This window comes from Mesorhizobium sp. NFR06, from assembly GCF_900115245.1.
Classification (GTDB): domain Bacteria; phylum Pseudomonadota; class Alphaproteobacteria; order Rhizobiales; family Rhizobiaceae; genus Mesorhizobium.
This window is the reverse complement of sequence record NZ_FOVT01000002.1, coordinates 319,736-341,893: the sequence shown is the minus strand read 5'-3', so window position 1 is coordinate 341,893 and position 22,158 is coordinate 319,736. Positions and strand designations below refer to the sequence as shown.

Below are 22,158 nucleotides of genomic sequence, written 5' to 3'. Positions count from 1 at the left end.
GACAATGGCCAAGGGGAATCAGAAACGGGCGGGCGGCAGGCCACGGGCACAGAGCCTGCTGGAACGCTACCGGCCGATCGAAGGCGTCGCCGACGAGATGGTCGACGACGCGGGCAATGCGCGCCCGGCCTGGCGCTCCTTCATCGACGCGCTGGACGGGCTTGGAGCGGAGCGGCTTGGGCAGCGCTTTGCCCGCGCCGACCAGTACCTGCGCGATGCCGGCGTCTACTATCGCGTCTATGACAAGGCCGGCGCCAATGAGCGCGAATGGCCGCTGGCGCATGTCCCGCTGCTGATCGACGAGAAGGAATGGGCCGGGATCAGCGCCGGCCTCGTCCAGCGCGCCGACCTGTTCGAGGCGATTCTCGCCGATATTTACGGGCCGAACCGGCTGATCGAGAAGGGCATCCTGCCGGCTGGGCTGATTGCGGCAAGCCCTGAATATCTGCGCCCCGTCGCCGGCGTCCGGCCGGCCAGCGGGCATTTCCTGCACATGGTCGCCTTCGAGCTCGGTCGCGGACCGGACGGCCGCTGGTGGGTGCTGGGCGATCGCACCCAGGCGCCGTCGGGCGCGGGCTTCGCGCTTGAGAACCGCGTCGCCACCACGCGGGCGCTGTCGGACATCTACGGCGAGATGCATGTGCATCGGCTTGCCGGCTTCTTTCGCCGCTTCCGCGACGCGCTGAACGGCATGGCCAAGGACTCCGGCGGCCGAGTCGCCATCCTGACGCCGGGACCGCTCAACGAAACCTATTACGAGCACGCCTACATTGCCCGTTATCTCGGCATCATGCTGCTCGAGGGCGAGGACCTGACCGTGTCCGGCGGCAGGCTGATGGTGCGAACGGTTTCCGGTCTGATGCCGATCGGCGTCTTGTGGCGGCGGCTCGATGCCGCTTTTGCCGATCCGCTGGAACTCAGGCCCGAGTCGCAGATCGGCACGCCCGGGCTGGTCGAGGCGATCCGGCGCGGCTCGGTCTCCGCCGTCAATGCGCTCGGCTCGGGTCTGATGGAGACGCGGGCCCTGCTGTCCTTCCTGCCCAGGATCGCACGGGAACTGCAAGGCGACGATCTCAGCCTGCCGAACATCGCCACATGGTGGTGCGGGCAGGAGGCCGAGCGAAGTCATGTGCTGGCCAATATCGACCGCATGGTGGTCGGCCCGGCGCTGTTGACCAGGCTTGCCTTCGAGGACGACGGCGCGACCCGGCTCGGATCGTCCCTGTCGGACGACGAGCGAGCCGAGCTTGTCGCGCGCATCGAGGCGGAGGGCGCCGGTTTCGTCGGCCAGGAAGCGGTGACGCTGTCGACCACGCCGGTGTTCGTCGGCGGCCTGCTTGAGCCGCGGCCCGCCAGCCTGCGAGTCTATCTGGCGCGCACGCCCGAAGGCTGGACGGTGATGCCGGGCGGCTTCGCGCGCGTCGGCTTCTCGCTCGATCCGACCGCGATCGCCATGCAGCGCGGCGGCCAGGCGGCCGATGTCTGGGTGGTCAGCGACAGGCCGGTGGAGCGCGAAACGCTGCTGCCGCAGGAGCATGAGGGCTTCACCCGCACTATGCCGGGTAGCCTGCCAAGCCGCGCGGCGGAGAACCTGACATGGCTCGGCCGCTATATCGAGCGATCGGAAGACACGGTGCGTGTGCTGCGCGCCTATCATGTGCGGCTCGCCGAGACGTCCGATCCGGACATGCCGCTGCTTGCCGACATCAGGGACTATCTCGAGCCGTTCGGCATCGACGTCGAAACGGCGGTACCGCTGGGGTTGATCGGGACTTTGGACAGCGCAGTCTACAGCGCCGGCCAGATTCGCGATCGTTTCTCGCCCGATGGCTGGCTGGCGCTGAAGGACCTGTCGAAGACCATCCACAAGTTCGCGGACACGGTCGCGCCCGGAGACGACGCGACGCGGGCGATGACGGTCATGCTGCGCAAGCTCGCCGGCTTCTCCGGCCTGCTGCACGAGAATATGTACCGCTTCACCGGCTGGCGCTTCCTGGAGATCGGTCGCCGGCTGGAACGCGGCATCCAGATTGCCCGCACGCTTGGCCGCCTGACCAGGCACGGGGCGCCCGACGGCGCGCTCGACATGATGCTGGAGATCGGCGATAGCGTCATGACCCACCGCCGGCAGTATCCGGTGCAGGCCGGGCGACGCACGGTGATCGACCTGCTCGCGCTCGATCCGCTCAACCCTCGATCCATCCTGTTCCAGCTCGAGCGACTGAAGGCCGAGATCGGGATGCTGCCTTCGATCGGCGGCGAGGGACACATGTCGGCAGCCGCCAAGGAAATCTTGCAGCTCAACACGGCAATCGCCGTCATGGAGCCGTCGGATATGAGCGCCAAGGTGCTCGACGACCTCGCCGGCCAGATCGGCGACCTCTACGACAGCCTCTCCAGGGCCTATTTCGGTTAGATGCTTTACGACATCAGGCTTCATCTGCATTACGAATACGCCGCCGCCGCCGGCGGCGGACGGCATCAGGTGCGGGTCCTGCCGCAGACGATTGCCGGGGTGCAGCGGGTGATCGCCGCCTCGCTGTCCTTCCAGCCGCCGCCTGCCGAGCGTGCCGATTTTTCCGACTTCTTCGGCAACAACGTCACGTCGATCGCCTTTCGCGACGCGCACGAGACGCTCGACATCCGGATGAGCGCGCGCGTGTCTGTCTCGCGGCCGGAACCCGGGCTCGACGTCTCGCCGGACATTCATGGCCTGAAGGCGGAACTGGAAGCCGTGCGCAGCCTGTCGCCCACCGCGCCCCATCATTTCCTCGCCGCCAGCGACCATGCCGGGCTCGATACGGCGATCACTGCCTATGCGCGCGAAAGCCTCGCCGGCTCGGCGGTTGCCACGGCGGTCGATCTCTGCAACCGCATCCATCGCGATTTCACCTATGACGGCAAGGCAACGACGGTGCAGACCCGGGCGAGCGACGCTTTTGCGCTGAAGCGCGGGGTGTGCCAGGATTTCTCGCACATCATGATTGCCGGCCTGCGCGGGGTTGGCATTCCGGCAGGCTATGTCAGCGGCTTCCTGCGCACCATTCCACCAAAGGGCAAACCGCGGCTCGAAGGCGCGGATGCCATGCATGCCTGGGTCAAGGCCTGGTGCGGGCGCGATACCGGCTGGCAGGAATTCGACCCCACCAACGGCATGCGGGCGAGCAACGACCATATCACCGTCGGCTACGGCCGCGACTATTCCGACGTGGCGCCGATCGTCGGCGTGCTGAAGACGACGGGCGGTCAGGTCGGCGAGCAGGCGGTCGATGTCATCCCGGTCGCCGTCGAGAAGGTATGAATGACGATCCCGATTGCCCTACAGCCGCTTCTCAAGCACAAATGCGGCCGGTAATCTGCGCGTCGGGGTTGGCAAGGAACTGACGGGCGCTTGCGAATGGGCAGTGGCGCGGAGAGGGCATTGGAAGCAGTCAGCGTCATCATTCCGGCACATGATGCGGCTCGGACGATTGCCCGGACGCTCGTGTCGCTTGCGCCGGAAAAAGCGATTATCGGCGAAGTGCTTCTGGTCGACGATTCTTCGACCGACGCCACTGCCGCCGTTGCCACGGAAATGGCGTTGCGGCTTGCCTTGCCGCTGCGCGTGATCAAGTCGAGCTGTCGCGACGCCGGCGGCTCCAGGAACCTGGCGCTGGAGCAGGCCCGCTTTCCCTGGATCTATATGATCGATGCCGACGACGTCCATCTGGAAGGCGGGCTGCGCATGCTGCTGGCCAAGGCCAGGGCGCAACCCGGGGCCAACATGGTGGTTGGTGCCTACCGCCGGCGAGTGAATGGCGAGGAGCGGTCGAACAAAATGCCGGGCGGCTACACTGCAAGCGGGCCTGGCAATGCCTGCGCCTATCTCGAAGGGCGGATACGATCGATCGCGGTCGGCAGCGCCCTGTTGTCACGGCGCGCTATCGGCGAAGCAAGATTCCCGACCGGCCTTGCCTACGACGAAGACACGCTGTTTTGGGCCCGCGTGATGGCCAAGGCCTCGCTTGCGGTCGTGACACAACCCGTCTTCATCTATTTCGTGTCGGCGGAGCGTTCCGACGATCGTTTCACGGTCAGACCTGCCGCGCGCTTTCTCGAATGGCGGCTGGCGCTGCGCCGACTCCGGTCCTGCGGCATCGCAGAGCGGTCCCTGAAGACCAGGGAGGGCCTCGTCGCTCTGAAGATAGCGCGCGTTCACTACGCGCGCGGCGATATCGACACGGCGGCAAGATTCCTTACGGTGGCCGAGGCCGCGCCACGGGCCGGCGCGGATGTCTGGCGTTGCATGCGCTATCGGTTGAAGATCGCGCTGCGTCGCCGGTTTTCGGCGCCGGCCGGCCAACTGCAACGCGCCTGATGGCCGAGAGGCCGGAGCTCGCAGTCGTGGTGATTGGCTACCGGGCACCCCCTGACCTGGCAGCCGCGGTAAGGTCGGTGCTCGACCAGAGTATTCCGCTCGAAATCGTGGTCGTGAATTCCGGCGGCGGCAACGCCAAGGCGCTTCTTGCCAATGACGGCATCGACGTGAAGGTCATCGAGGTCGGGGAGCGGCTGTTTGCCGGCGCCGCACGAAATCTCGGCATCGCTACAACGCAGGCTCGGTTCGTCGCCTTTCTCGCGCATGACTGCCTGGCGTGCCCGCGATGGGCCGAAATCCGGCTGCGGCGACACCGCGAGGGCGACGCGGCGGTGGCAAGCGCCATCGTCAACAGCCATCCCCGCAATCTGGTCGCCTGCGCGGCGCATCTCGTCACCCATATGCGACGCCTGCCGGGCCTTTCCGGTGAAAGGGCGCAGCGCTACGGTGTTTCGTTCGATCGAAAGCTGTTCGATCAATACGGGGCGTTCGACGAGCGGATGACGTCGGGGGAGGACACCGAATTCATGGCCAGGCTGCCGGAAGTCCTGCGGCCGGTCTGGGAGCCGCGGATCCTGACCGTCCATCGCAACGAGACACGCCTGTTTGGATTGCTTGCGGACCAGTATCGGCGTGGGCGCCGCTACGGCGCCTATCTTGGATCCCTCGAAGCGCGCCCTTTCCGGAAGGTGTTCCGGGACCGGCGCAATGTCGGCAAGCTGGCCAAGGAGGGGCTGTCCGGCAAGGAGAGGACCTTCGCAAGGCTGTCGCTGCCGATCGCGTGGCTGGCATTGTTCGCCAAATCCGTGGGGGCATATGTCGGTGCCCGGTATGGCGACAAGACGGGCTGCCGCCGATGATCACCGTCGAGATGAAGCCGCCGCGCCGGCGCCGCGGTCGCTTGTTTTGGTCGCGGCGGAAAATCGTCGCCGTCTTCAGCTATCGCTACGATCAGCATCTCGTGCCGGACCTCATCGCCAATCTCGACCCTGTCGTCGACGGCTGGATCGCCTATGACGATCGCGCTTCGGACGAGGTTTTCAGCAGCGAGCCGCGAAGGCGGCGCGCGCTTATCGCCGCGGCCCATGAGGCGGGCGCCGATTGGGTCCTGGCCATGGATCCCGACGAAAGGATGGAAAATGCTCTCGCCAGCCGCATCGGTCGATTGACCAGCGGGTCCAGGCATGTCGCATGGGGATTCCGCTGCCGGGAGATGTATACGCCGGCCAGCTACAGAACCGACGGAGCCTGGGGCCAGAAAATGCAGCACAGGCTTTTTTGCGCCTACCATCCTGACCGCTATCGATCGAAGGATCTGCATGGCGCCTGGTTTCCCGACAACATCGACTTCAGCCTCAAGGACAGCGGTCTCAATCTCTATCATTTGAAGATGATCGAGCCAAAGCGGCGCGCGGCGCGTCGCGACCTCTACAACCGTCTCGATCCGCATCGCCAGCTGCAGCAGATCGGTTACGACTATCTGGCGGACGAGTCGGGAATGATCCTCGAGGCCGTACCCGACGGTCGAGGGTATTTTCCCGCCCATGCCGACGACGGCGGGCTGTGGATGGTAGATCTATCTGCCAACCGGCAGGGCTGAAGCGCCCTTCGGAACCAGTCACCGGCACGCGGCTTTATCTACGGACTATTTCACGGAGCCGGCATGTTGCAGCAGTCGCAATCTTCCTCGGACCGTTCAGTGCGGGACGAGGAAACGCGGAGGAACGGTGGGCAGACCTCCGCCGAGAGCGCGTCGCTGACATATGTGAGCGATACCGACCCCGGCATCCGCAGATTGAGGAAAGGCAAGGGGTTCTCCTATTTGGGAGCCAATGGCAAAGCCGTCGACGAAGCGACGCTTGCCCGCATCGAGGCGATCGTCATTCCACCAGCATGGACGGATGTGTGGATATCGCCCGATGCGGACGGCCATATCCAGGCAACCGGGAGGGATCAACGCGGCCGCAAACAATATCGCTATCATCCACAATGGACCGAGGAACGCGACGGCGTCAAATATTCCAGCCTCGTCGCCTTCGCCGAAAGCCTGCCGGTTCTCAGGCGGCGGATCGATGCCGATCTGCGCAAGCACGGGCTGCCTCTGGAGCGCGTCGTCGCCTCGGTGGTCTGGTTGCTCGACAACACCATGATCCGCATCGGCAACGCGGCCTACGCGCGCGACAACAAGAGTTTCGGGCTGACCACGTTGCGCGACCGCCATGTCGAGATCACCGGTTCCAGCCTGCGCTTCGCCTTCAAGGGCAAATCCGGCAAGGAGTGGAAGCTGAAGCTGGTGGATGGCCGCATCGCCAAGATCGTGCGCGGGGCCCAGGACCTACCGGGACAGAAGCTGTTTCAATATCTCGATGAAGACGGCGATCGGCGGCCGGTGCGCTCGGAGGATGTCAACGGCTACATTCGCGAGGCTTGCGGCGCCGAATTCAGCTCCAAGCATTTCCGCACCTGGGGCGGCACCATTCATGCGGCGTCGCTGTTTGCGCGCACTGAGCTGCCGGACAGCAAAGGGCAGCAAAACCGGGTGATCAACAGCATTGTCGACAAGGTCGCCGACCGGTTGGGCAATAGCCGGGCCGTCTGCCGCAAATGCTATATTCATCCGCTGGTGTTCGAGGCGTGGGCCGAGGGGCGCCTGCTTGACGAAATGGCGGAGGCCAACAAGCGCAAACGCCTGATGTCCGGCCTCGACGAAGAAGAAACGCTGGTGCTCAGATGGCTGCAGGTGCACGGCGCCTGACGGTCAGTCGCGAAAGCCCACCAAGCCCGTGATCGCCGTCAAATTTTTTTATCGACCTTGTGTCGGGAAGGGTCCTACTGTCGCGTCCTTTGATACGGAAGGGACCTGCCATGCTCTACGCCATTCTTTGCTACGCCTCCGAAGACGTCGTGTGCTCATGGAGCAAGGAACAGGATGACGAGGTCATGGCAAAGCTTCTCGACGTGCAGGACAAATACGCCAAGGCCGGCCGGCTCGGACCGGTGGCGCGCCTTTTGCCGACGACTGCCGCGACGACACTGAGAAAGGTCAAGGGCGAAGCGATCGTGCTCGATGGGCCGTTCGCCGAGACGAAGGAACAATTCCTCGGCTTCTACACGCTCGAATGCCGCGATCTAGATGAAGCCGTCGAGTTCGCCCGCGAACTCTCCGAGGTCAATCCGAGCGGCGGTTCCTACGAGATCCGGCCGGTTTCGGTCTTCAACCCGAAAAAGGTCGCGGTATGACAGAGCTTGCCTGGATAAGCGCCGCCATCAGCAACGCCCGTCCGCAGGCGATGGGCGCGCTGCTGCGCTACTTCCGCGATCTCGACGCCGCGGAAGAGGCTTTCCAGGATGCGTGTCTCAGGGCACTCAAGAATTGGCCGCAGAACGGGCCGCCGCGCGATCCGGCGGCCTGGCTGATCTTCGTCGGCCGCAATAGCGGCATCGACGCGGTGCGCAAGCGCGCCAAGCAGGCGCCGATGCCGGAAGAGGATCAGATCTCCGATCTGGACGACGCCGAAGGCGACATGGCCGAGCGGCTGGACGGCGCGCACTACCGCGACGACATATTGCGGCTCTTGTTCATCTGCTGTCATCCCGACCTGCCGGCAACGCAACAGATCGCAGTGGCGTTGCGCATCGTCTCCGGCCTCACCGTCAAGCAGATCGCGCGCGCTTTCCTGGTCGGCGAGAGCGCCATGGAGCAGCGCATCACACGCGCCAAGGCACGAATTGCCGATGCCGGCGTGCCGTTCGAAACGCCGGGCGCCGTAGAGCGCTCGGAACGGCTCGCCGCTGTCGCGGCCATGGTCTATCTGATCTTCAACGAAGGCTACTCGACCAATGGCGGCGAGGCGCCGGCCCGCGCGCCGCTTTGCGAAGAGGCGATCCGCCTTGCCCGCCTGCTGCTGAGGCTGTTCCAGGCCGAGCCGGAGATCATGGGGCTGACCGCGCTGCTTTTGCTGCAGCATGCACGGGCACCGGCGCGTTTCGACGAGAACGGCGAGATCGTCCTGCTCGAGGATCAGGACCGCTCGCTTTGGAGCCGCAAGATGATCGACGAGGGCCTGGCGCTGGTCGACAAGGCGCTGCGTCATCGCAAGCCCGGTCCCTACCAGGTGCAGGCGGCGATCGCGGCGCTTCACGCTCGCGCGGCAACGGCCGAAGATACCGACTGGACCGAGATCGATTTGCTCTACGGTCTGCTGGAGCAGATGCAGCCGTCGCCGGTGGTGACGCTGAACCGCGCCGTCGCGGTCAGCAAGGTACGCGGCGCGGAAGCGGCGCTTGCCATGATCGAGCCGCTGGAAGAGCGGCTGTCGGGCTATTTTCATTTCTTCGGGCTGAGGGGCGGGTTGCTCATGCAGCTTGGCCGCAACGAGGAAGCCCGCATCGCCTTCGACCGCGCCATCGCGCTGGCCAACACCGCCGCCGAAGCAGCGCATATCCGCATGCATATCGATCGCCTGATCAAGGAAAGCAGCGAAAAGCCCTCGATCCAGAAGGCGCGCTGATCCGGCTTCGCTGCCTGGCCCAATTTTGCGCGCCGGGCTTAGACCATGCCGGGGTGGCGGTTTCTCCCTGAAACGAGTAATGCCACGCCATGAATGCGCCCGGCTGTGCCCGACGGCACGGATCACCACATGGCGCATGGCTTCCACTTCCGCTCTATGAGAGGCGGGATCTGAAAGGGAAAAAAATGACATTGGCGAAGGAAACGGCGTCACTTCTTGAGAAACTGGGCGTCGCCGGGAATACGCTTTCGGGCGGCAACCTGATCGTGCGCAGCCCGGTAACGGGCGAACAGATCGCGGCGCTGAAATCGATCTCGGCCGCCGATGCCGGCAAGGCCATCGATGCCGCGCACAAGGCTTTCCAGTCCTGGCGGCTGGTGCCGGGGCCGAAACGCGGCGAACTGGTGCGGCTGCTGGGCGAGGAATTGCGCGCGCATAAGGACGAGCTCGGCCGGCTGGTGTCGATCGAGGTCGGCAAGATCCCGTCCGAGGGTCTGGGCGAAGTGCAGGAGATGATCGACATCTGCGATTTCGCCGTCGGTCTCTCCCGGCAATTGTATGGCTTGACCATTGCCACCGAGCGCCCCGGACATCGCATGATGGAGACCTGGCATCCGCTCGGCGTGGTCGGGGTCATCTCGGCCTTCAACTTCCCGGTCGCGGTGTGGTCGTGGAATTCGGCGCTGGCCTTCGTCTGCGGCGACTCGGTGGTGTGGAAGCCGTCGGAAAAGACGCCGCTGACGGCACTTGCCTGCGAGGCGATCTTCAAGCGTGCGGCAAAGCGCTTCGGCGCCGACGCGCCGGAAGGTCTGCTGCAGGTTCTGATCGGCGACCGCGCCGCCGGCGAGGTGCTGGTCGACCATCCCAAGGTGGCGCTGGTCTCGGCCACCGGCTCGACCCGCATGGGTCGTGAGGTCGGTCCGAGGCTCGCCAAGCGCTTTGCCCGTGCGGTGTTGGAGCTCGGCGGCAACAATGCCGGCATCGTCTGCCCGACCGCCGATCTCGACATGGCGCTGCGCGCCATCGCCTTCGGTGCCATGGGCACCGCCGGCCAGCGCTGCACGACGCTGCGGCGCCTGTTCGTGCATGACAGCGTCTATGACGCGCTGCTGCCGCGGCTGAAGAAGGCCTACCAGTCCGTCTCGGTCGGCAATCCGCTGGAAGGCAAGGCGCTGGTCGGTCCGCTGATCGATAAGGCGGCCTTCGACAACATGCAGAAGGCGCTGAAGGAAGCTGAAGCGCATGGCGGCAAGGTGACCGGCGGCACGCGCGTCGAGAACAGCTATCCGCACGCCTATTACGTGCATCCGGCGCTGGTCGAGATGCCGAAGCAGGTGTCTCCGGTGACGGAAGAAACCTTCGCGCCGATCCTCTATGTGATGAAATATTCCGATTTCGACGAGGCGCTCGACCAGCACAATGCCGTCGGCGCCGGCCTATCGTCGTCGATCTTCACCCGCGACCTGCAGGAATCGGAACGTTTCCTCGGCGTCGACGGTTCGGACTGCGGTATCGCCAACGTCAACATCGGCACGTCGGGCGCGGAGATCGGCGGGGCGTTCGGCGGCGAGAAGGAAACCGGCGGCGGCCGCGAGAGCGGCTCGGATGCCTGGAAGGCCTATATGCGCCGGGCCACCAACACGGTGAACTTCTCCAAAGCGCTGCCCTTGGCGCAGGGCGTTTCGTTCGACATCGATTAAACCGAAACGGCGTCGCCAAAAGCCGCGCCGTTTGCGATTGCCGGAGACACGGTCCAGTCGACGCGGGCGGACGGCCTGTCGAATGTGGTGACGCCGCAGCGTTCTGACGCCTTTCAGCGTCGGTTTTCACTGGCCGTGCGGGGAATTCCTCAAAACGCCTTGCCCGTGGCCGGATCGAACAGGCGAAGCGCGTCCGCGTCGAAGACAAAGGCGCATGGCTGGCCCTTGGCGACGCGGGCTTGCGGCGGCAATGTCGCCGTCAGCTGTTGGGTGCCGGCCCGGGCGGTGGTTACCTGCTCGGGGCCGGTCAGTTCGACGACGTCGATCTCGACCGGCAGCGACAGATCCGCGCCGCTGCCCGGCCCAAGACGGAGCGCTTCCGGCCTCACTCCGACAATGACCTGAGCGCCGTTGCTGGCCGCGCTCGCGTAGCGCGCCGGCAACGCCAGCAACGCATCCGTGCCGGCGACCGCGAGCTTGCCGTCCTCGACAACCGCTTCCAGCGTGTTCATCGCCGGCGCGCCGACGAAGCCCGCGACATAGAGCGTCGCAGGGTGATTGTAGATCTCCTCAGGCGTGCCGAGCTGTTCGATGCGGCCGTCACGCATGACGGCGATCCGGGTCGCCAGTGTCATCGCCTCGATCTGGTCGTGGGTGACGTAGACGACCGTGGTTCGCAACATTTCGTGCAGACGCTTCAACTCGGTACGCATTTCGAGGCGCAGCTTGGCGTCGAGGTTGGAGAGCGGCTCGTCGAACAGGAACACCTGCGGCTTGCGCACCAGCGCCCGGCCGATGGCGACGCGCTGGCGCTGGCCACCGGACAACTGGCCGGGCTTGCGATCGAGCAGGTTCTCGATCTGCAGGAGTCTCGCCGCCTCGCGCACCGCCTTGTCGCGCTCCGCGACGGGAACCTTGCGCATCTCCAGGCCGAAGCCGATGTTGCGGTGAACGGTCAGGTTCGGATAGAGCGCGTAGGACTGGAAGACCATGGCGATGTCGCGGTTCTTGGGATGCACGCCAAGCACCGAGCGGCCGCCGATCAACACGTCGCCGCTCGTTGCCTCGGCGAGACCCGCGATGATGTTGAGAAGGGTCGACTTGCCGCAGCCCGAGGAGCCGAGCAGCACCAGGAACTCGCCGTTCTCGAGCGCGATGTCGATGCCTTTCAGCGTCTCGACGCTGCCGTAATTCTTGCGGACATCGCGGATTTCAAGCGCGCTCATGGACGGCATCCTCGAATTGGATCGGCCCGCCATAGTCGCGGGGCAAGGTTGAGATGGCGCGTGACGCCACGCTGATGGCGGCGGACAGGCAATTCTTCAGCGGTCGCTCCTGTGCCAGCGCGGCCAGGAAGGCGGCGTTGAAGACATCGCCGGCGCCAATCGTGTCGACGACGGCGACGCGAGGTGCTGCCGCCTCAACAAGCTCGCCGTCCGCGCCGATGGCGATCGCGCCGTCCGGTCCGCGCTTGACGACGACCGTCGCTCCGCCCTTCATGCCGTCGCGGATCCTGCGCGCCGCCGCCGCCGGGTCGGCCAGATTGGCCAATGTCGTCGTCTCGACTTCGTTGAAGAGAGCCAATTCGCAACGCGACAGCCAGCCGCGCGCCGCCGCGCAATTCGCCTCCGACCAGCCGTCGATCGGCCAGCCGGTGTCGAGCGCGACTGCGATCCGATGCGCTTCGGCCCAGTCGAAAAACGCGCCGTAGTCGCGGGCAAGGTCGTCGGTCAGAAAGGAACCGCAGAGCAACGCATAGCCGCCGGAAAGCCGTCTTCCATCGAGCACGCGGAGCACGTCGCCCAAGCTGAAGCGGGGCAGGTGGCCGCGTGTGGTGAAGAAGGTGCGCTCGCCGTCGGGATGGGTCATGCCGACCGACAGCGTCGTGCCTTCGGGACGAACCGGCCATTTTTGCGCACGCAATCCGAACGCCTCTCGCAGCCAGCGGCCGAACTGGTCGTCGCCGAGATTGGCGGCGATCTCGAAATCGATGCCCAGCGACTGCCAGGCAAGCGCGGTGTTGCCTGCCTGGCCGCCGACACGCAGATCGTCGTGGTCGACGACAGTCTCGGTGCCTGCCTTCGGCCACGGCGCGACCGGGCCGACTATGAGGTCGACATTGACGTTGCCGATAACCGCAAGCGGCCGCATCATTCGCTCCGTGTCACCTTGGAGGTGCGCACCGGCGTTCCGGCATTCCCGACGCGGGAATCGGCGAAGGCGATCATCAGGCGCTGAGCCACCGGCAGCATGGCAAAGATTGCCGCCAGCCCGGAGGCAGGCTTGAACGTCAATGTGACGGCGCCCGCGACCGGCGACATACCCGAAGCGTCGAAGACGATCAGCGGCGCGCCAGCTTCGACGACGGAGACTGCCATGGCAGTAACGAGGTCCGCCGTCGAATCCTTCCCGCGGAACAGGACGATGCCGACTTTCGGGCCGAGCATCTCCATCGGCCCGTGGCGAAGCTGGCCGCCTTCGAGGGAATAGCAAGGCAGGCGCGACAGTTCGGTGAGGCCGAGCGCCAATGCTTCGGCTAGGCCTTGGAGCCTGCGGCCCGATGTGACCACGGTCGTCACATCGCCAAGCGCTGCCAGTGCCGCATCGATTGCAATCGTCTCCGGGGCCTTGAGCACGGCTAGCGCTGCGGCAGGATCCTCGCCGAGCGCGGCCAGGATGGCGAGATGCAGGGCGAAGGTCACCGTCAGGCTGCGGGTCGCGGCAAAGGCGAGCTCGGTCCCGCCGGCGCCGACGAGGCAAGGCACCGTCCGACCGAGGAAGGAACCGGCCTCCAGCGTCAGGCCGAAGGTTTCGGCGTGTTCGCCGGTCTCGGCAAACCAGCGCAGCACCTCGGCGCTCTCCCCGGATTGCGAGGTGACGACGACCGTCTTGCCGACAAGCGGCAGCGGCTGTCCAAGCTGCTCCGAGAGCGGCAGCGCGATAGCATCGATGCCATGCTCGCGATAGAGCGGCTCGACGGCGCGGGCGACGGCATGCGAGGCGCCCATGCCGAGCAGGACGAGCCTGCCGCTCCGCCTGATCGACGCGGCGACCTTGGCGGCTATTTCATCATTGTCTTCGAACGAGGCGAGCGCATCCTCATGCTGGCGCGCCATCTCGCGGTCGATCGCGACAAGCCCTGCCGGGCGTTTGTTTTGCGCAGTCATCACTATCCTTTCACGCCGCCGCTGGTGAGACCCGAGATCAGCGCGCGTTGCATGGCGAGGCCGATCAGCACCGGCGGCAAAGCCGCGAGCACGCCGGCGGTGGCGATCAGTCCGTAGTCGGAGACGCGGCCGCCGGCGAGATCGGCGATGGCGACGGTCAACGTCTTTGCCCGCTGGTCGGAGGTGAAGAGCAAGGCGTAGAAGAACTCATCCCAGGCAAGCAGCACCGCAAACAGCGCCGATGTCGCCACCACGGGCGCCGCCAGCGGCAGGGTGATGATGCGCCAGGTCTGGAGCAGTCCCGCGCCGTCGATCATCGCCGCGGCCTCGATCTCGCGCGGGATGGAATCGAAACCCGACTTCATCAGCCAGGTGGTGAAGGGCGCGAGAATCGTCAGATAGATCAGCGCGAGGCCAAAGACGTTGTTGAGCAGGCCGAGATAGGACAGGCCCATATAGAGCGGCACGGAGAGCGCCACCGGCGGCAACATGTAGGTGGCGATCACCATCGACAGCGACCAGCCGACCGAAGGCGTGCGCGAGACGGCCCAGCCGCCGGGCACCGCAAGCAGGATTGCGGCAAGCGTCGCCATGCCGGCTACCTCCAGGCTGTTGCGCAGCGATGCGGTGAAGGCGGCGCCGGCGCTGTTTTCGGCCCTCGACAGAAGCTGCGCATAGCGGGAGAAGTCGGCAGCCTGCGGCCACCAGCGCAACGGCTTGGCCGCAAGATCGGCCGCCGGCGATATGCTCATGACGAAGAGCCAGGCGAGCGGCGCCAGGATCACCACTGCGAGCAGGATGGCGCAGATATGGATGAAAGCGGTGAAGACCGGGCTCTTGCGTTCCATCAGGCAGCGCTCCCGGCGGTCTTCCTCACCAGCGTCGCATAGGCGACGGCAAGCACGGTGACGAGCAAGGTGACGATCAGGGCCAGCGATGCGCCGGAGCCGGCGCGCTGAAAGGAGAAGGCCTCCTGATAGACGAGGATCGACAGCGAGCGCGTGCTGTTGGCAGGCCCACCGCGCGTCATGACCCAGATGATGTCGAAGACCTTGAAGGCCTCGATGGTGCGCAGCACCAGCGCCACCATCAACGGACCGGCGAGATAGGGCAGGATGACAAAGCGGAAACGGGCGAAGGGGCCGGCGCCGTCGACCAATGCCGCGGCGGTGATATCGCGTGGCACCGCTTGCAGGGCGGCCAGTGCGATCAGCGCAACAAGAGGAAAATTCTTCCAGCAGTCGGCGACGATCAGCGCCGCCAGGGCCGTTCCCGGCTCACCCAGCCAGGAGCGGTAGTCATCGATGATGTGGAGCTGCGTCAGCGCTGCATTCAGCGCGCCGTATTCGGGATTGTAGATCAGCCGCCAGAGCGTCGCGTTGACGACGGTGGGCAGCGCCCAGGGCAGGATCATCAGCCCGCGCAGCACGGCGCGGCCGCGGAATTCCTGGTTGAGCAGAAGGGCCGCGAGCACGCCGATCACCATTTCGGCGGCGACAGAGATGACCGCGAACCAGGTGGTGGTCACCAAGGTGCGGGTAAAGTTCGAGCTCGTCAGCATGTTGGCGTAATTGTCGAAGCCGACATAGTTGCCCGCCGTGCCGACCAGTTGGGCGTCGGTGAAGGAGAGCCTGACGGTATCGACCAATGGCCAGCCGATGACGGCTACCATGATCACCAGAAGCGGCAGCATCAACAGCCACGCGCGAGTCGTCATCCAGGTGCCTGACATCCAAGGCGCCTCTCTTGCTTCGTCGGTCCAGAAACAATACGGGCGGCGCGAGGCCGCCCGCAAATGGTGCGTGATGGATCAGAGGCCGCTGTTTTGGGCAGCCGTCTTCAGCGCGTCTTCCGGCGTCGTCTGGCCGAGCAGCGATTCCTGGATGGCCTGCTGCAAAGCGGTGGACAACTGCTGATATTTCGGCGTGGTCGGGCGCGGATACATGGCGGCCAGACCGAGCTTGGCGGCGGCGATCAGTTCTTCCTGGCCCTTGGTGACGGCCGGGTCGTCATAGGACGAAGCCCAGATCGGCAGCGAGAGCTTGGCATACTGGTTCTGCGTCGCCTGCGAGGTCATGAACTCGATGTACTTCCAGGCTTCGTCGGGATGCTTCGACACCGCGGTGATGCCAAGGCCCATGGAGCCGTTGACGGCCGAGACTTCGCTGGTGCCGGCAACGCCCGGCGCCGGCACGACGCCGACCTTGCCCGCGACCTTGGAGTCCTTGGGATCGTTGGCCATGTTGTACATGTAGGTCCAGTTCAGCGCGAAGGCGGCATCGCCGTTCTCGAACACCTTGCGGACGTCCTCTTCCAGGAATTCCTTGGAATTCGGATTGGTGAGCCCCGACTTGTAGCTGTCGACCATGTATTTCAGCGCCGATACGCCGCCGCCGTTCTGGAAGTCCGGCTTGCCGTCCTTGAGAAAGTCGCCGCCATAGGCGCTGACCAGCGTGGTGTAGTCGCAGATCGCGGCTTCGGCCTGTGACCAGCTCCAGGCGATCGGCGTCTTCAACAGGCCCTTGTCCTGGATGATCTTGGCCTGCTCGCCGAGTTCTTCCCAGGTCTTCGGCGGCGCCTTGATGCCGGCCTTCTCAAGGATTTCCTTGTTGTAGAACAGGTACTTGGTGTCGAGGATCCACGGCATGCCGTAATACTTGCCGTCGTATTGGACGGTGGTCCAGGCGCCGGGCAGCACGCCCTTCCTCATGTCGTCGGTGATCTTCGACGACACGTCGACCAGCACTTTGTTGGTGGCATATTCGGCCGGCCAGATGACGTCGAACAGCACCACGTCGTAGCCGCCGCCGGAGCCTTGGGCGAGCACCGTCTTGTCGTGCAGACCTTCATACGGGACGAATTCCAGGTTCACCTTGATGTCCGGATTGGCTTTGGTGAAGGCCTCCGTCATGGAGCGCACGTCGGCCTCGCTATAGGCGGCCTGCGCCATAAAGAGCGCGTTCAGGGTGGTTTCAGCGAAGGCGTGCGGGACGAACAGTCCGCCAACGAACACCGCGCCCAGAAGTGTCTTACCGATCGATTTCAGCATTTGTCATCTCCCATTTTCGACAGCTGCGAGTGGACGGCAAAGGCTGCGCCGCTTCCTCGAATTCGCATCGCGTTGTGACCGGATCTGCCGGAACGGTGCGCGGCGACAGCTTCGGAGCCACGCCGTCTTTTTCTTCCAATCGTCCCGGTTTCACCATTAAGTCAATTCGCTTGACTTAATTAGTCGATCAATCCTTTAATGGAGTCAAGAGGGGAAACGACAGTGCACGACATCAGCCCGATCCGTGCCAAAAGCGGCACCAACCAGGAAGGCACGAGCGCACATAACCGCCGCGTCATGATCGAGGCGCTGCGGCTCAACGGCGCGCTTTCGCGTGCCGACCTGGCGCGGGCGACGCAGCTTACCAAGCAGGCGGTTTCCAACATCATCGAGGATCTCGAGCAGGATGGCCTGGTCGTGGCGCTGGATGCGGTGCGCAAGGGCCGGGGGCAGCCTTTCACGCCCTACCGGCTGGTGCCCGAGGGCGCCTTTGCCGTCGGACTGCAGATCGACCGGCATTTGACACGCGTCGTCGTGGTCGACCTCGTCGGCAAAGTGATCGCGCGTGCCGAGGCGGGCCTCCCGTTCGACGAGCCCTCGGCCGGGGTCGAGATCATCCTCGGCCTGGTCGGCCGCGTCAGAGGCGAGTTGGCTTCGTTGTTTGCCCAGTCCGAGCGGCGGCTGGTGGGGCTCGGCGTCGCCATGCCGGGGCCGTTCGGGCTAAAGAACCCTGACAACAAATGGATGATGCCGGCCTGGCAGCAATTTCCGCTGGTGGAAGCGCTGGCAAACGGCACCGGACTGGATGTCGGCTTGCAGAACGATGCGGCGGCCTGTGCAACGGCGGAGCGGATCGTCGGCGCCGCGCATGGCGTCGACCACGCCGTCTGCCTTTATGTCGGTTACGGCATAGCCGCGGGGCTGATCCTCAACGGCGAACTCTATAGCGGCGGCAACGGCAACGCGGGCGAGGTCGGCATGGCGCTGCTTTCGCCGGCCGGCCCCGGCTCGACGCCGTTGGAGCACCGGGCCTCGCTCGCCTCGCTCTACCAGCATCTCGGCATAGACCCCACCGAGAGGGGGCTTTACGAGAAGCTCGGCGCGCTGGCGCTTGCTGAAGATCCGAGGGTCATGGGCTGGGTGGAAAGAGCCGCATCCGACCTGCGCTGGAGCGTGCATCTGATTGAAACGATCTTCGATCCGCTGACCGTCATCCTCACCAGCAGCGCGCCCGAGGCGTTGGCCAGGCTTCTGCTTCAGGCTATGCATCCGCTGCTGCCGTCGATCGCGGATCGTCCGGGCCGGCGCCTGCCGCGCCTGCAACTGGGCACCACGGATCCCTGGGCGATCGCCGTGGGCGCCGCGGCCGAGCCGATCAGCCGGGCCTTCGATCCGCGTTTTTCCGCTATCCTGAAGGCTGGATAGACCGCCTATTCGACGCCGGTTTTGCGTGTCAGCGCTCTTTCACAGCCGACATACTGGCCTCGAAGGCCTCGTCCACAACGGCGAGCTTGGACGCTTGGACGGCCATGTATTCGTCGAAGAACTGCCGCGAAACCCACATCACGGAATGCCCGCGCTGACCGACCCAGCCGATGCTGCCGAGCGCCTCGGCATCGTGGAGTTTCCGCGCCAGATGGGTGCGTGAGAGTTTTAGCCAGCGGGCGAATTCACTGATCGAAATGACGCTGGTCGGTATCCGGTCGAGATGGGCGTCCTCCGGATCGATGCCGGACATCAGCCAATCCATCGCGATGCCGCCGTTATTTAGCCAGATAAACAACGAGAAAGTCTGCCTTGGTTCCCGCACATCCGCGCAGGTCAGCAATCCGTCAGCGATCAGCGGCTGCAACGTGGACAGCATCTCCGGTCGATCGAGAAAGCTCGTCAGCCGGCTTCCGCCGTCTATGCGGTCGAGCGTTTTCAGATGCGCATGAATCCAGCCGATGAACGTCTCGATGGTGGCCTGCGTGACCCGCAAGGGATGGGCGCGGCCGTCACCGCTGACAGAAATATATTCGGCGATGTTGTAGTGCAGCATCTCCTTGACGAAGGCCTCGGCGGTGTTGCGGCTGGCCACGGAATTGCGGCGCACCACGTCGATGAAACGCGCAATCGTCATTTCGGTGCGGCGGTCATTGGGATCACGCCGGAAATGCAAGGCCAGGCCGACATGACCGAGGAGCCAGCGCTGCTGAGTGGCGAATACGGCGGCCAGCCGCGGGCTTGTTTGGTAGATGTGGATGAGCGTGCGTGACTGTTCCTGGACACCGCGAAGCACTGCCGGATGACGGGCGATCTCTGCGGCACTCAGCGGCATTCCTGCGGTACTCCATGCGATTCCAAGCAACGACAAATGAAGATTCCCGATCTTCGCCGGTTGTGTCCAGTTGCCCATTGGAACAACGATGGGGAAGTCGTCGCCGGCGATGCGGTCGCTACGGACGCGACCATCGCGAGCATTGGTCAATGACCCGCTGGCGACAGGGGCGCCGCGCGGCCTATCCTGGTGGTTTGATGCCTGACCAAGATGCGGTCGCCGCCAAAGAGGGAAACGATGCCGAGAACGATCCGGACGCTGACCGCCAGTGAAGTGGGAACGCTCGTCGATTGGGCGGCGAGGGAGGGCTGGAATCCAGGTATCGGCGATGCCGCCGCGCTGCGGACGGCTGATCCGGAGGGGTTCATCGGCGCCTTTGTCGGCGGTGAGATGGTGGCCGGCATTTCAGCTGTCGCATACGGCTCGGGATTCGGCTTCATCGGCCTCTATATTTGCCGGCCGGACCGGCGCGGCGAAGGCCACGGCAAAGCGGTCTGGGACGCCGGCATGGCGCGCCTCGGCAATCGCATCATCGGTCTGGACGGGGTGGCCGAGCAGCGGGCCAACTACCAGCGCATGGGTTTCGTGCCTGCCTATGAGACCGTCCGCTTCAGCGGCCGCCCCGCCGGATTGCCTGGTGGCGCCGATATACGGCCCGTGACGGCCGCCGGCATGGCTGAGATATTTGCCTACGATCGCCAGTGCTTCCCGGCGCCGCGGGAAGCCTTCCTTCGGGAGTGGCTGCAGCCGCCGCGGATCGCGCTGCTCTGTGCCGGACCAGCCGGCATTGCCGGCTACGGCGTGGCGCGTCGGTGCCGGGAGGGTTTCAAGATCGGGCCGCTGTTCGCCGACGGAACGGACCTGGCCCTGGCATTGGTGGCGAACCTCTCGGAGGCAATCGCCGGCGAGGCATTGCATATCGACGTGCCGGCCAGCCAGGTTGCATTCACAGCCGCGCTGCAGGCCGCCGGCCTGCTTCCGGGCTTCACGACGACACGCATGTACAAGGGCGGCAAGCCCGGCAGCGCCCCGTCGATGGTCTTCGGCATCACGACGCTTGAGTTGGGATGATCGCGGGCGGGAGGACCGGAGCTCTGGGACCATTGTCTTGCCCGACTGGTCCATGCGACATGTCGCAATGACATGGCTTGAGGGACATGGGATGAGGCGATGGCTTCCGCTGTCCCTGGGCGGCGTTTGTGGAGGTTTTCGAATGGCTGGCAGAACGGTCCTGATCGCTGGCGGCGCCGGGGGAATGGGCCTCGCGACCGGATTGCGCTTCGCGGCTGACGGCGAACGGATCGCGCTTGCCGATCTTCCCGGCGCCAGGCTCGACGCCGCCGTGGCCAAGATTGCCGCGACCGGGGCTGATGCGATCGGTTTGCCTCTCGATATCCGCTCCGTCGTCGCCTGCCGTAACGTGGTGGGCAAGGCCAGAGACTGGGGCGGCGCCTTAGACGTTCTCGTCAACGCCGCCGGAGTCTGGCTCGAGGGGGCGGCAAACGAGGTCGAGGAAGACCAGTGGGACCTGGTGCTGGACGTCAATCTCAAGGGGGCGTTCTTTCTGATCTCGGCGGCCATTCCTCATCTGGCGGCGGTGCAAGGCGTGATCGTCAACATCGCGTCCGACGCCGGCATCGTCGGCAACAACGGGGCGGCTGTATATTGCGCCTCGAAGGGCGGACTGGTGCTGCTGAGCAAGGCTCTCGCGTTGGAACTCGCTCCGCACGGCATCAGGGTCAACGCCGTTTGTCCGGGCGACACGGCAACACCGATGATCGAATACCAGGCCAGGACCTATGGTGGAGACGACCCCGACGGCTACAAGCGCCGGCTTCTGGGGCACTATCCGCAGGGGGACAAAGCAAGGTTCATTCAGGTGGAAGAGATTGCGTCCTTCATCCACTATCTTTGCCAGCCTGGCGCGGCGCCGATCACCGGGGCCGCGCTTTCGATCGATTTCGGCGTAAGCGCCGGCTACTGAACCGATCGTGGGCTCAGTTTCGTCACGGCGATGATTGCCCGCGCCGACATGTTGGCGCCTGCATCGTGGAGGGGAAATGGTCGTGTTTCGCAAATCCCGCAAGGCGCTGGTCACAGGCGCGGGCGCCGCCGATGGCATCGGCATCGCGACCGCGCGTGCGCTGGGCGAAGCCGGCCTTGCGGTCGCCATCACCGCTTCGTCCGCTCGCGTCGAGCAACGGGCAGAGGAACTGCGGGCGGATGGGCTGGATGTCCGCGCTTTTGTAGCCGACCTGACGCTCTCGGGCGATGTCGAGCGTCTTCGTTCCGGGGTCGGTGCAATCGACGTCCTCGTCAACAATGCCGGGATGGGCACGGTTGCCCAGCCCGCGCTGCAGCGGCGATTTCTCGATCTCAGCGAAAGCGACTGGGACCGTGGCATCGAGGTCAGCCTGAAAACCGCCTTTTTGAGCACGCGCGGATTCCTGGCCGGCATGGTGCAACGGGGCCATGGGCGCGTCGTCAACATGGCCTCGGTGACGGGACCTTTCGTATCCAACGAAGGCGAGGCCGCCTATTCCGCCGCCAAGGCCGGCATGCTCGGCCTGACGCATGCGCTTGCCCTGGAGGTCGGACGCAGCGGCGTGACGGTCAACGCCGTGGCGCCTGGGTGGATCGCAACGGGCGCCTCGACGCCGGAGGAACTCGCCGCCGCCCGCAACACCCCGCTCGGACGCGCCGGCAGCCCCGATGAAGTCGCGGCCGCCGTGCTGTTCCTGGCATCCGACGCGGCCAGTTACGTCAACGGAGCCGTTCTCGTCGTGGACGGCGGCAACATCCTGCAGGAACGCAAGGTCTAAGCGCGAGCGAGAGCAAAAAGTAAGGAGCGGTAGCGGGAGACCGCTACCAGGGTTCCCCAGACTCGGAATCGGCGCCATTTGCATATCGCGTCGGTCATAGCGATGGCATTGGAGCCTCGCTTTCGCCCCAACAGCGCGCTGCCGGTGACACCCACAGGCCCGCCGCTTCGGTTTCGGCGAAGCAAAGGACAGAAAAAGACTTCTTTTTGCGGTCCGGCCCGGATGCTCTCTT

General features: G+C 65.0%; 20 protein-coding genes. 13 read left to right on the top strand and 7 right to left on the bottom strand.

Annotated elements, in window-relative coordinates; genetic code table 11:
- Window positions 1-4: 4 nt before the first annotated feature.
- The 9 genes from F3H96_RS05815 to F3H96_RS05775 all read left to right on the top strand — a co-directional run bounded on the left by F3H96_RS05815 (window position 5) and on the right by F3H96_RS05775 (window position 10,568).
- Window positions 5-2,416 (top strand): circularly permuted type 2 ATP-grasp protein, encoded by a 2,412-nt coding sequence (locus F3H96_RS05815; RefSeq protein ID WP_149790974.1) that lies wholly within the window; start codon window positions 5-7, stop codon window positions 2,414-2,416.
- On the top strand, window positions 2,417-3,301 hold the full coding sequence (locus F3H96_RS05810; RefSeq protein ID WP_149790973.1) for a transglutaminase family protein: 885 nt from the start codon (window positions 2,417-2,419) through the stop codon (window positions 3,299-3,301).
- Window positions 3,302-3,421: 120 nt separating this feature from the next.
- Complete coding sequence (locus tag F3H96_RS05805; RefSeq protein WP_149790972.1) at window positions 3,422-4,357, top strand: glycosyltransferase family 2 protein; 936 nt, start codon at window positions 3,422-3,424, stop codon at window positions 4,355-4,357.
- Window positions 4,357-5,217 carry a glycosyltransferase gene (locus tag F3H96_RS05800; protein ID WP_149790971.1) on the top strand — a complete coding sequence of 287 codons (861 nt, stop codon included), beginning with the start codon at window positions 4,357-4,359 and terminating at the stop codon, window positions 5,215-5,217. Before F3H96_RS05805 ends, F3H96_RS05800 begins: the two co-directional genes overlap by 1 nt.
- Window positions 5,214-5,957, top strand: a complete 744-nt coding sequence (locus F3H96_RS05795) for a hypothetical protein (RefSeq protein WP_149790970.1) — start codon at window positions 5,214-5,216, stop codon at window positions 5,955-5,957. The genes F3H96_RS05800 and F3H96_RS05795 overlap by 4 nt, the downstream gene beginning before the upstream one ends.
- A 63-nt stretch (window positions 5,958-6,020) precedes the next feature.
- A complete protein-coding gene (locus F3H96_RS05790; protein WP_149790969.1) occupies window positions 6,021-7,112 on the top strand; it encodes a DNA topoisomerase IB in 1,092 nt (363 codons plus the stop codon).
- A gap of 110 nt (window positions 7,113-7,222) precedes the next feature.
- Window positions 7,223-7,597, top strand: coding sequence for a YciI family protein (locus F3H96_RS05785; protein ID WP_149790968.1), 375 nt, complete (start codon window positions 7,223-7,225; stop codon window positions 7,595-7,597).
- Complete coding sequence (locus tag F3H96_RS05780) at window positions 7,594-8,868, top strand: RNA polymerase sigma factor (protein WP_149790967.1); 1,275 nt, start codon at window positions 7,594-7,596, stop codon at window positions 8,866-8,868. Before F3H96_RS05785 ends, F3H96_RS05780 begins: the two co-directional genes overlap by 4 nt.
- A 185-nt stretch (window positions 8,869-9,053) precedes the next feature.
- A complete protein-coding gene (locus tag F3H96_RS05775) occupies window positions 9,054-10,568 on the top strand; it encodes an aldehyde dehydrogenase family protein (RefSeq protein ID WP_149790966.1) in 1,515 nt (504 codons plus the stop codon).
- A 149-nt stretch (window positions 10,569-10,717) separates the two neighbouring features.
- Here F3H96_RS05775 and ugpC read toward each other — a convergent pair whose 3' ends face one another.
- The 6 genes from ugpC to F3H96_RS05745 all read right to left on the bottom strand — a co-directional run bounded on the left by ugpC (window position 10,718) and on the right by F3H96_RS05745 (window position 16,784).
- Window positions 10,718-11,794: a sn-glycerol-3-phosphate ABC transporter ATP-binding protein UgpC gene (ugpC, locus tag F3H96_RS05770; protein WP_149790965.1), complete on the bottom strand. Its 1,077-nt coding sequence runs from the start codon at window positions 11,792-11,794 to the stop codon at window positions 10,718-10,720.
- Entirely contained in the window at window positions 11,781-12,719 is a 939-nt protein-coding gene (locus F3H96_RS05765) for a PfkB family carbohydrate kinase (RefSeq protein ID WP_149790964.1), read from the bottom strand. The genes ugpC and F3H96_RS05765 overlap by 14 nt, the downstream gene beginning before the upstream one ends.
- Complete coding sequence (locus F3H96_RS05760) at window positions 12,719-13,735, bottom strand: SIS domain-containing protein (RefSeq protein WP_149790963.1); 1,017 nt, start codon at window positions 13,733-13,735, stop codon at window positions 12,719-12,721. The genes F3H96_RS05765 and F3H96_RS05760 overlap by 1 nt, the downstream gene beginning before the upstream one ends.
- Window positions 13,736-13,737: 2 nt before the next feature.
- The gene (locus F3H96_RS05755) at window positions 13,738-14,583 is read right to left on the bottom strand and encodes a carbohydrate ABC transporter permease (RefSeq protein ID WP_149790962.1); all 846 of its coding nucleotides are present in this window, start codon (window positions 14,581-14,583) and stop codon (window positions 13,738-13,740) included.
- Entirely contained in the window at window positions 14,583-15,467 is an 885-nt protein-coding gene (locus F3H96_RS05750) for a sugar ABC transporter permease (protein WP_149790961.1), read from the bottom strand. The genes F3H96_RS05755 and F3H96_RS05750 overlap by 1 nt, the downstream gene beginning before the upstream one ends.
- A gap of 78 nt (window positions 15,468-15,545) precedes the next feature.
- Window positions 15,546-16,784 carry an extracellular solute-binding protein gene (locus tag F3H96_RS05745; RefSeq protein WP_149790960.1) on the bottom strand — a complete coding sequence of 413 codons (1,239 nt, stop codon included), beginning with the start codon at window positions 16,782-16,784 and terminating at the stop codon, window positions 15,546-15,548.
- Window positions 16,785-17,006: 222 nt separating this feature from the next.
- Here F3H96_RS05745 and F3H96_RS05740 point away from each other — a divergent pair, with 222 nt between their 5' ends.
- Window positions 17,007-18,209 carry an ROK family transcriptional regulator gene (locus tag F3H96_RS05740; RefSeq protein ID WP_149790959.1) on the top strand — a complete coding sequence of 401 codons (1,203 nt, stop codon included), beginning with the start codon at window positions 17,007-17,009 and terminating at the stop codon, window positions 18,207-18,209.
- 28 nt (window positions 18,210-18,237) lie between these two features.
- Here the strand turns inward: F3H96_RS05740 and F3H96_RS05735 are convergent, their stop codons facing one another.
- Complete coding sequence (locus tag F3H96_RS05735; protein ID WP_149791170.1) at window positions 18,238-19,104, bottom strand: hypothetical protein; 867 nt, start codon at window positions 19,102-19,104, stop codon at window positions 18,238-18,240.
- A 237-nt stretch (window positions 19,105-19,341) separates the two neighbouring features.
- Between F3H96_RS05735 and F3H96_RS05730 the strand changes: the two genes are divergently transcribed.
- From F3H96_RS05730 to F3H96_RS05720, 3 genes are all read left to right on the top strand, one after another.
- Window positions 19,342-20,175, top strand: coding sequence for a GNAT family N-acetyltransferase (locus F3H96_RS05730; protein WP_149790958.1), 834 nt, complete (start codon window positions 19,342-19,344; stop codon window positions 20,173-20,175).
- Window positions 20,176-20,317: 142 nt separating this feature from the next.
- Window positions 20,318-21,088: an SDR family oxidoreductase gene (locus F3H96_RS05725; RefSeq protein ID WP_149790957.1), complete on the top strand. Its 771-nt coding sequence runs from the start codon at window positions 20,318-20,320 to the stop codon at window positions 21,086-21,088.
- An 82-nt stretch (window positions 21,089-21,170) separates the two neighbouring features.
- Entirely contained in the window at window positions 21,171-21,926 is a 756-nt protein-coding gene (locus tag F3H96_RS05720) for an SDR family NAD(P)-dependent oxidoreductase (protein ID WP_244619914.1), read from the top strand.
- Window positions 21,927-22,158 lie beyond the last annotated feature (232 nt).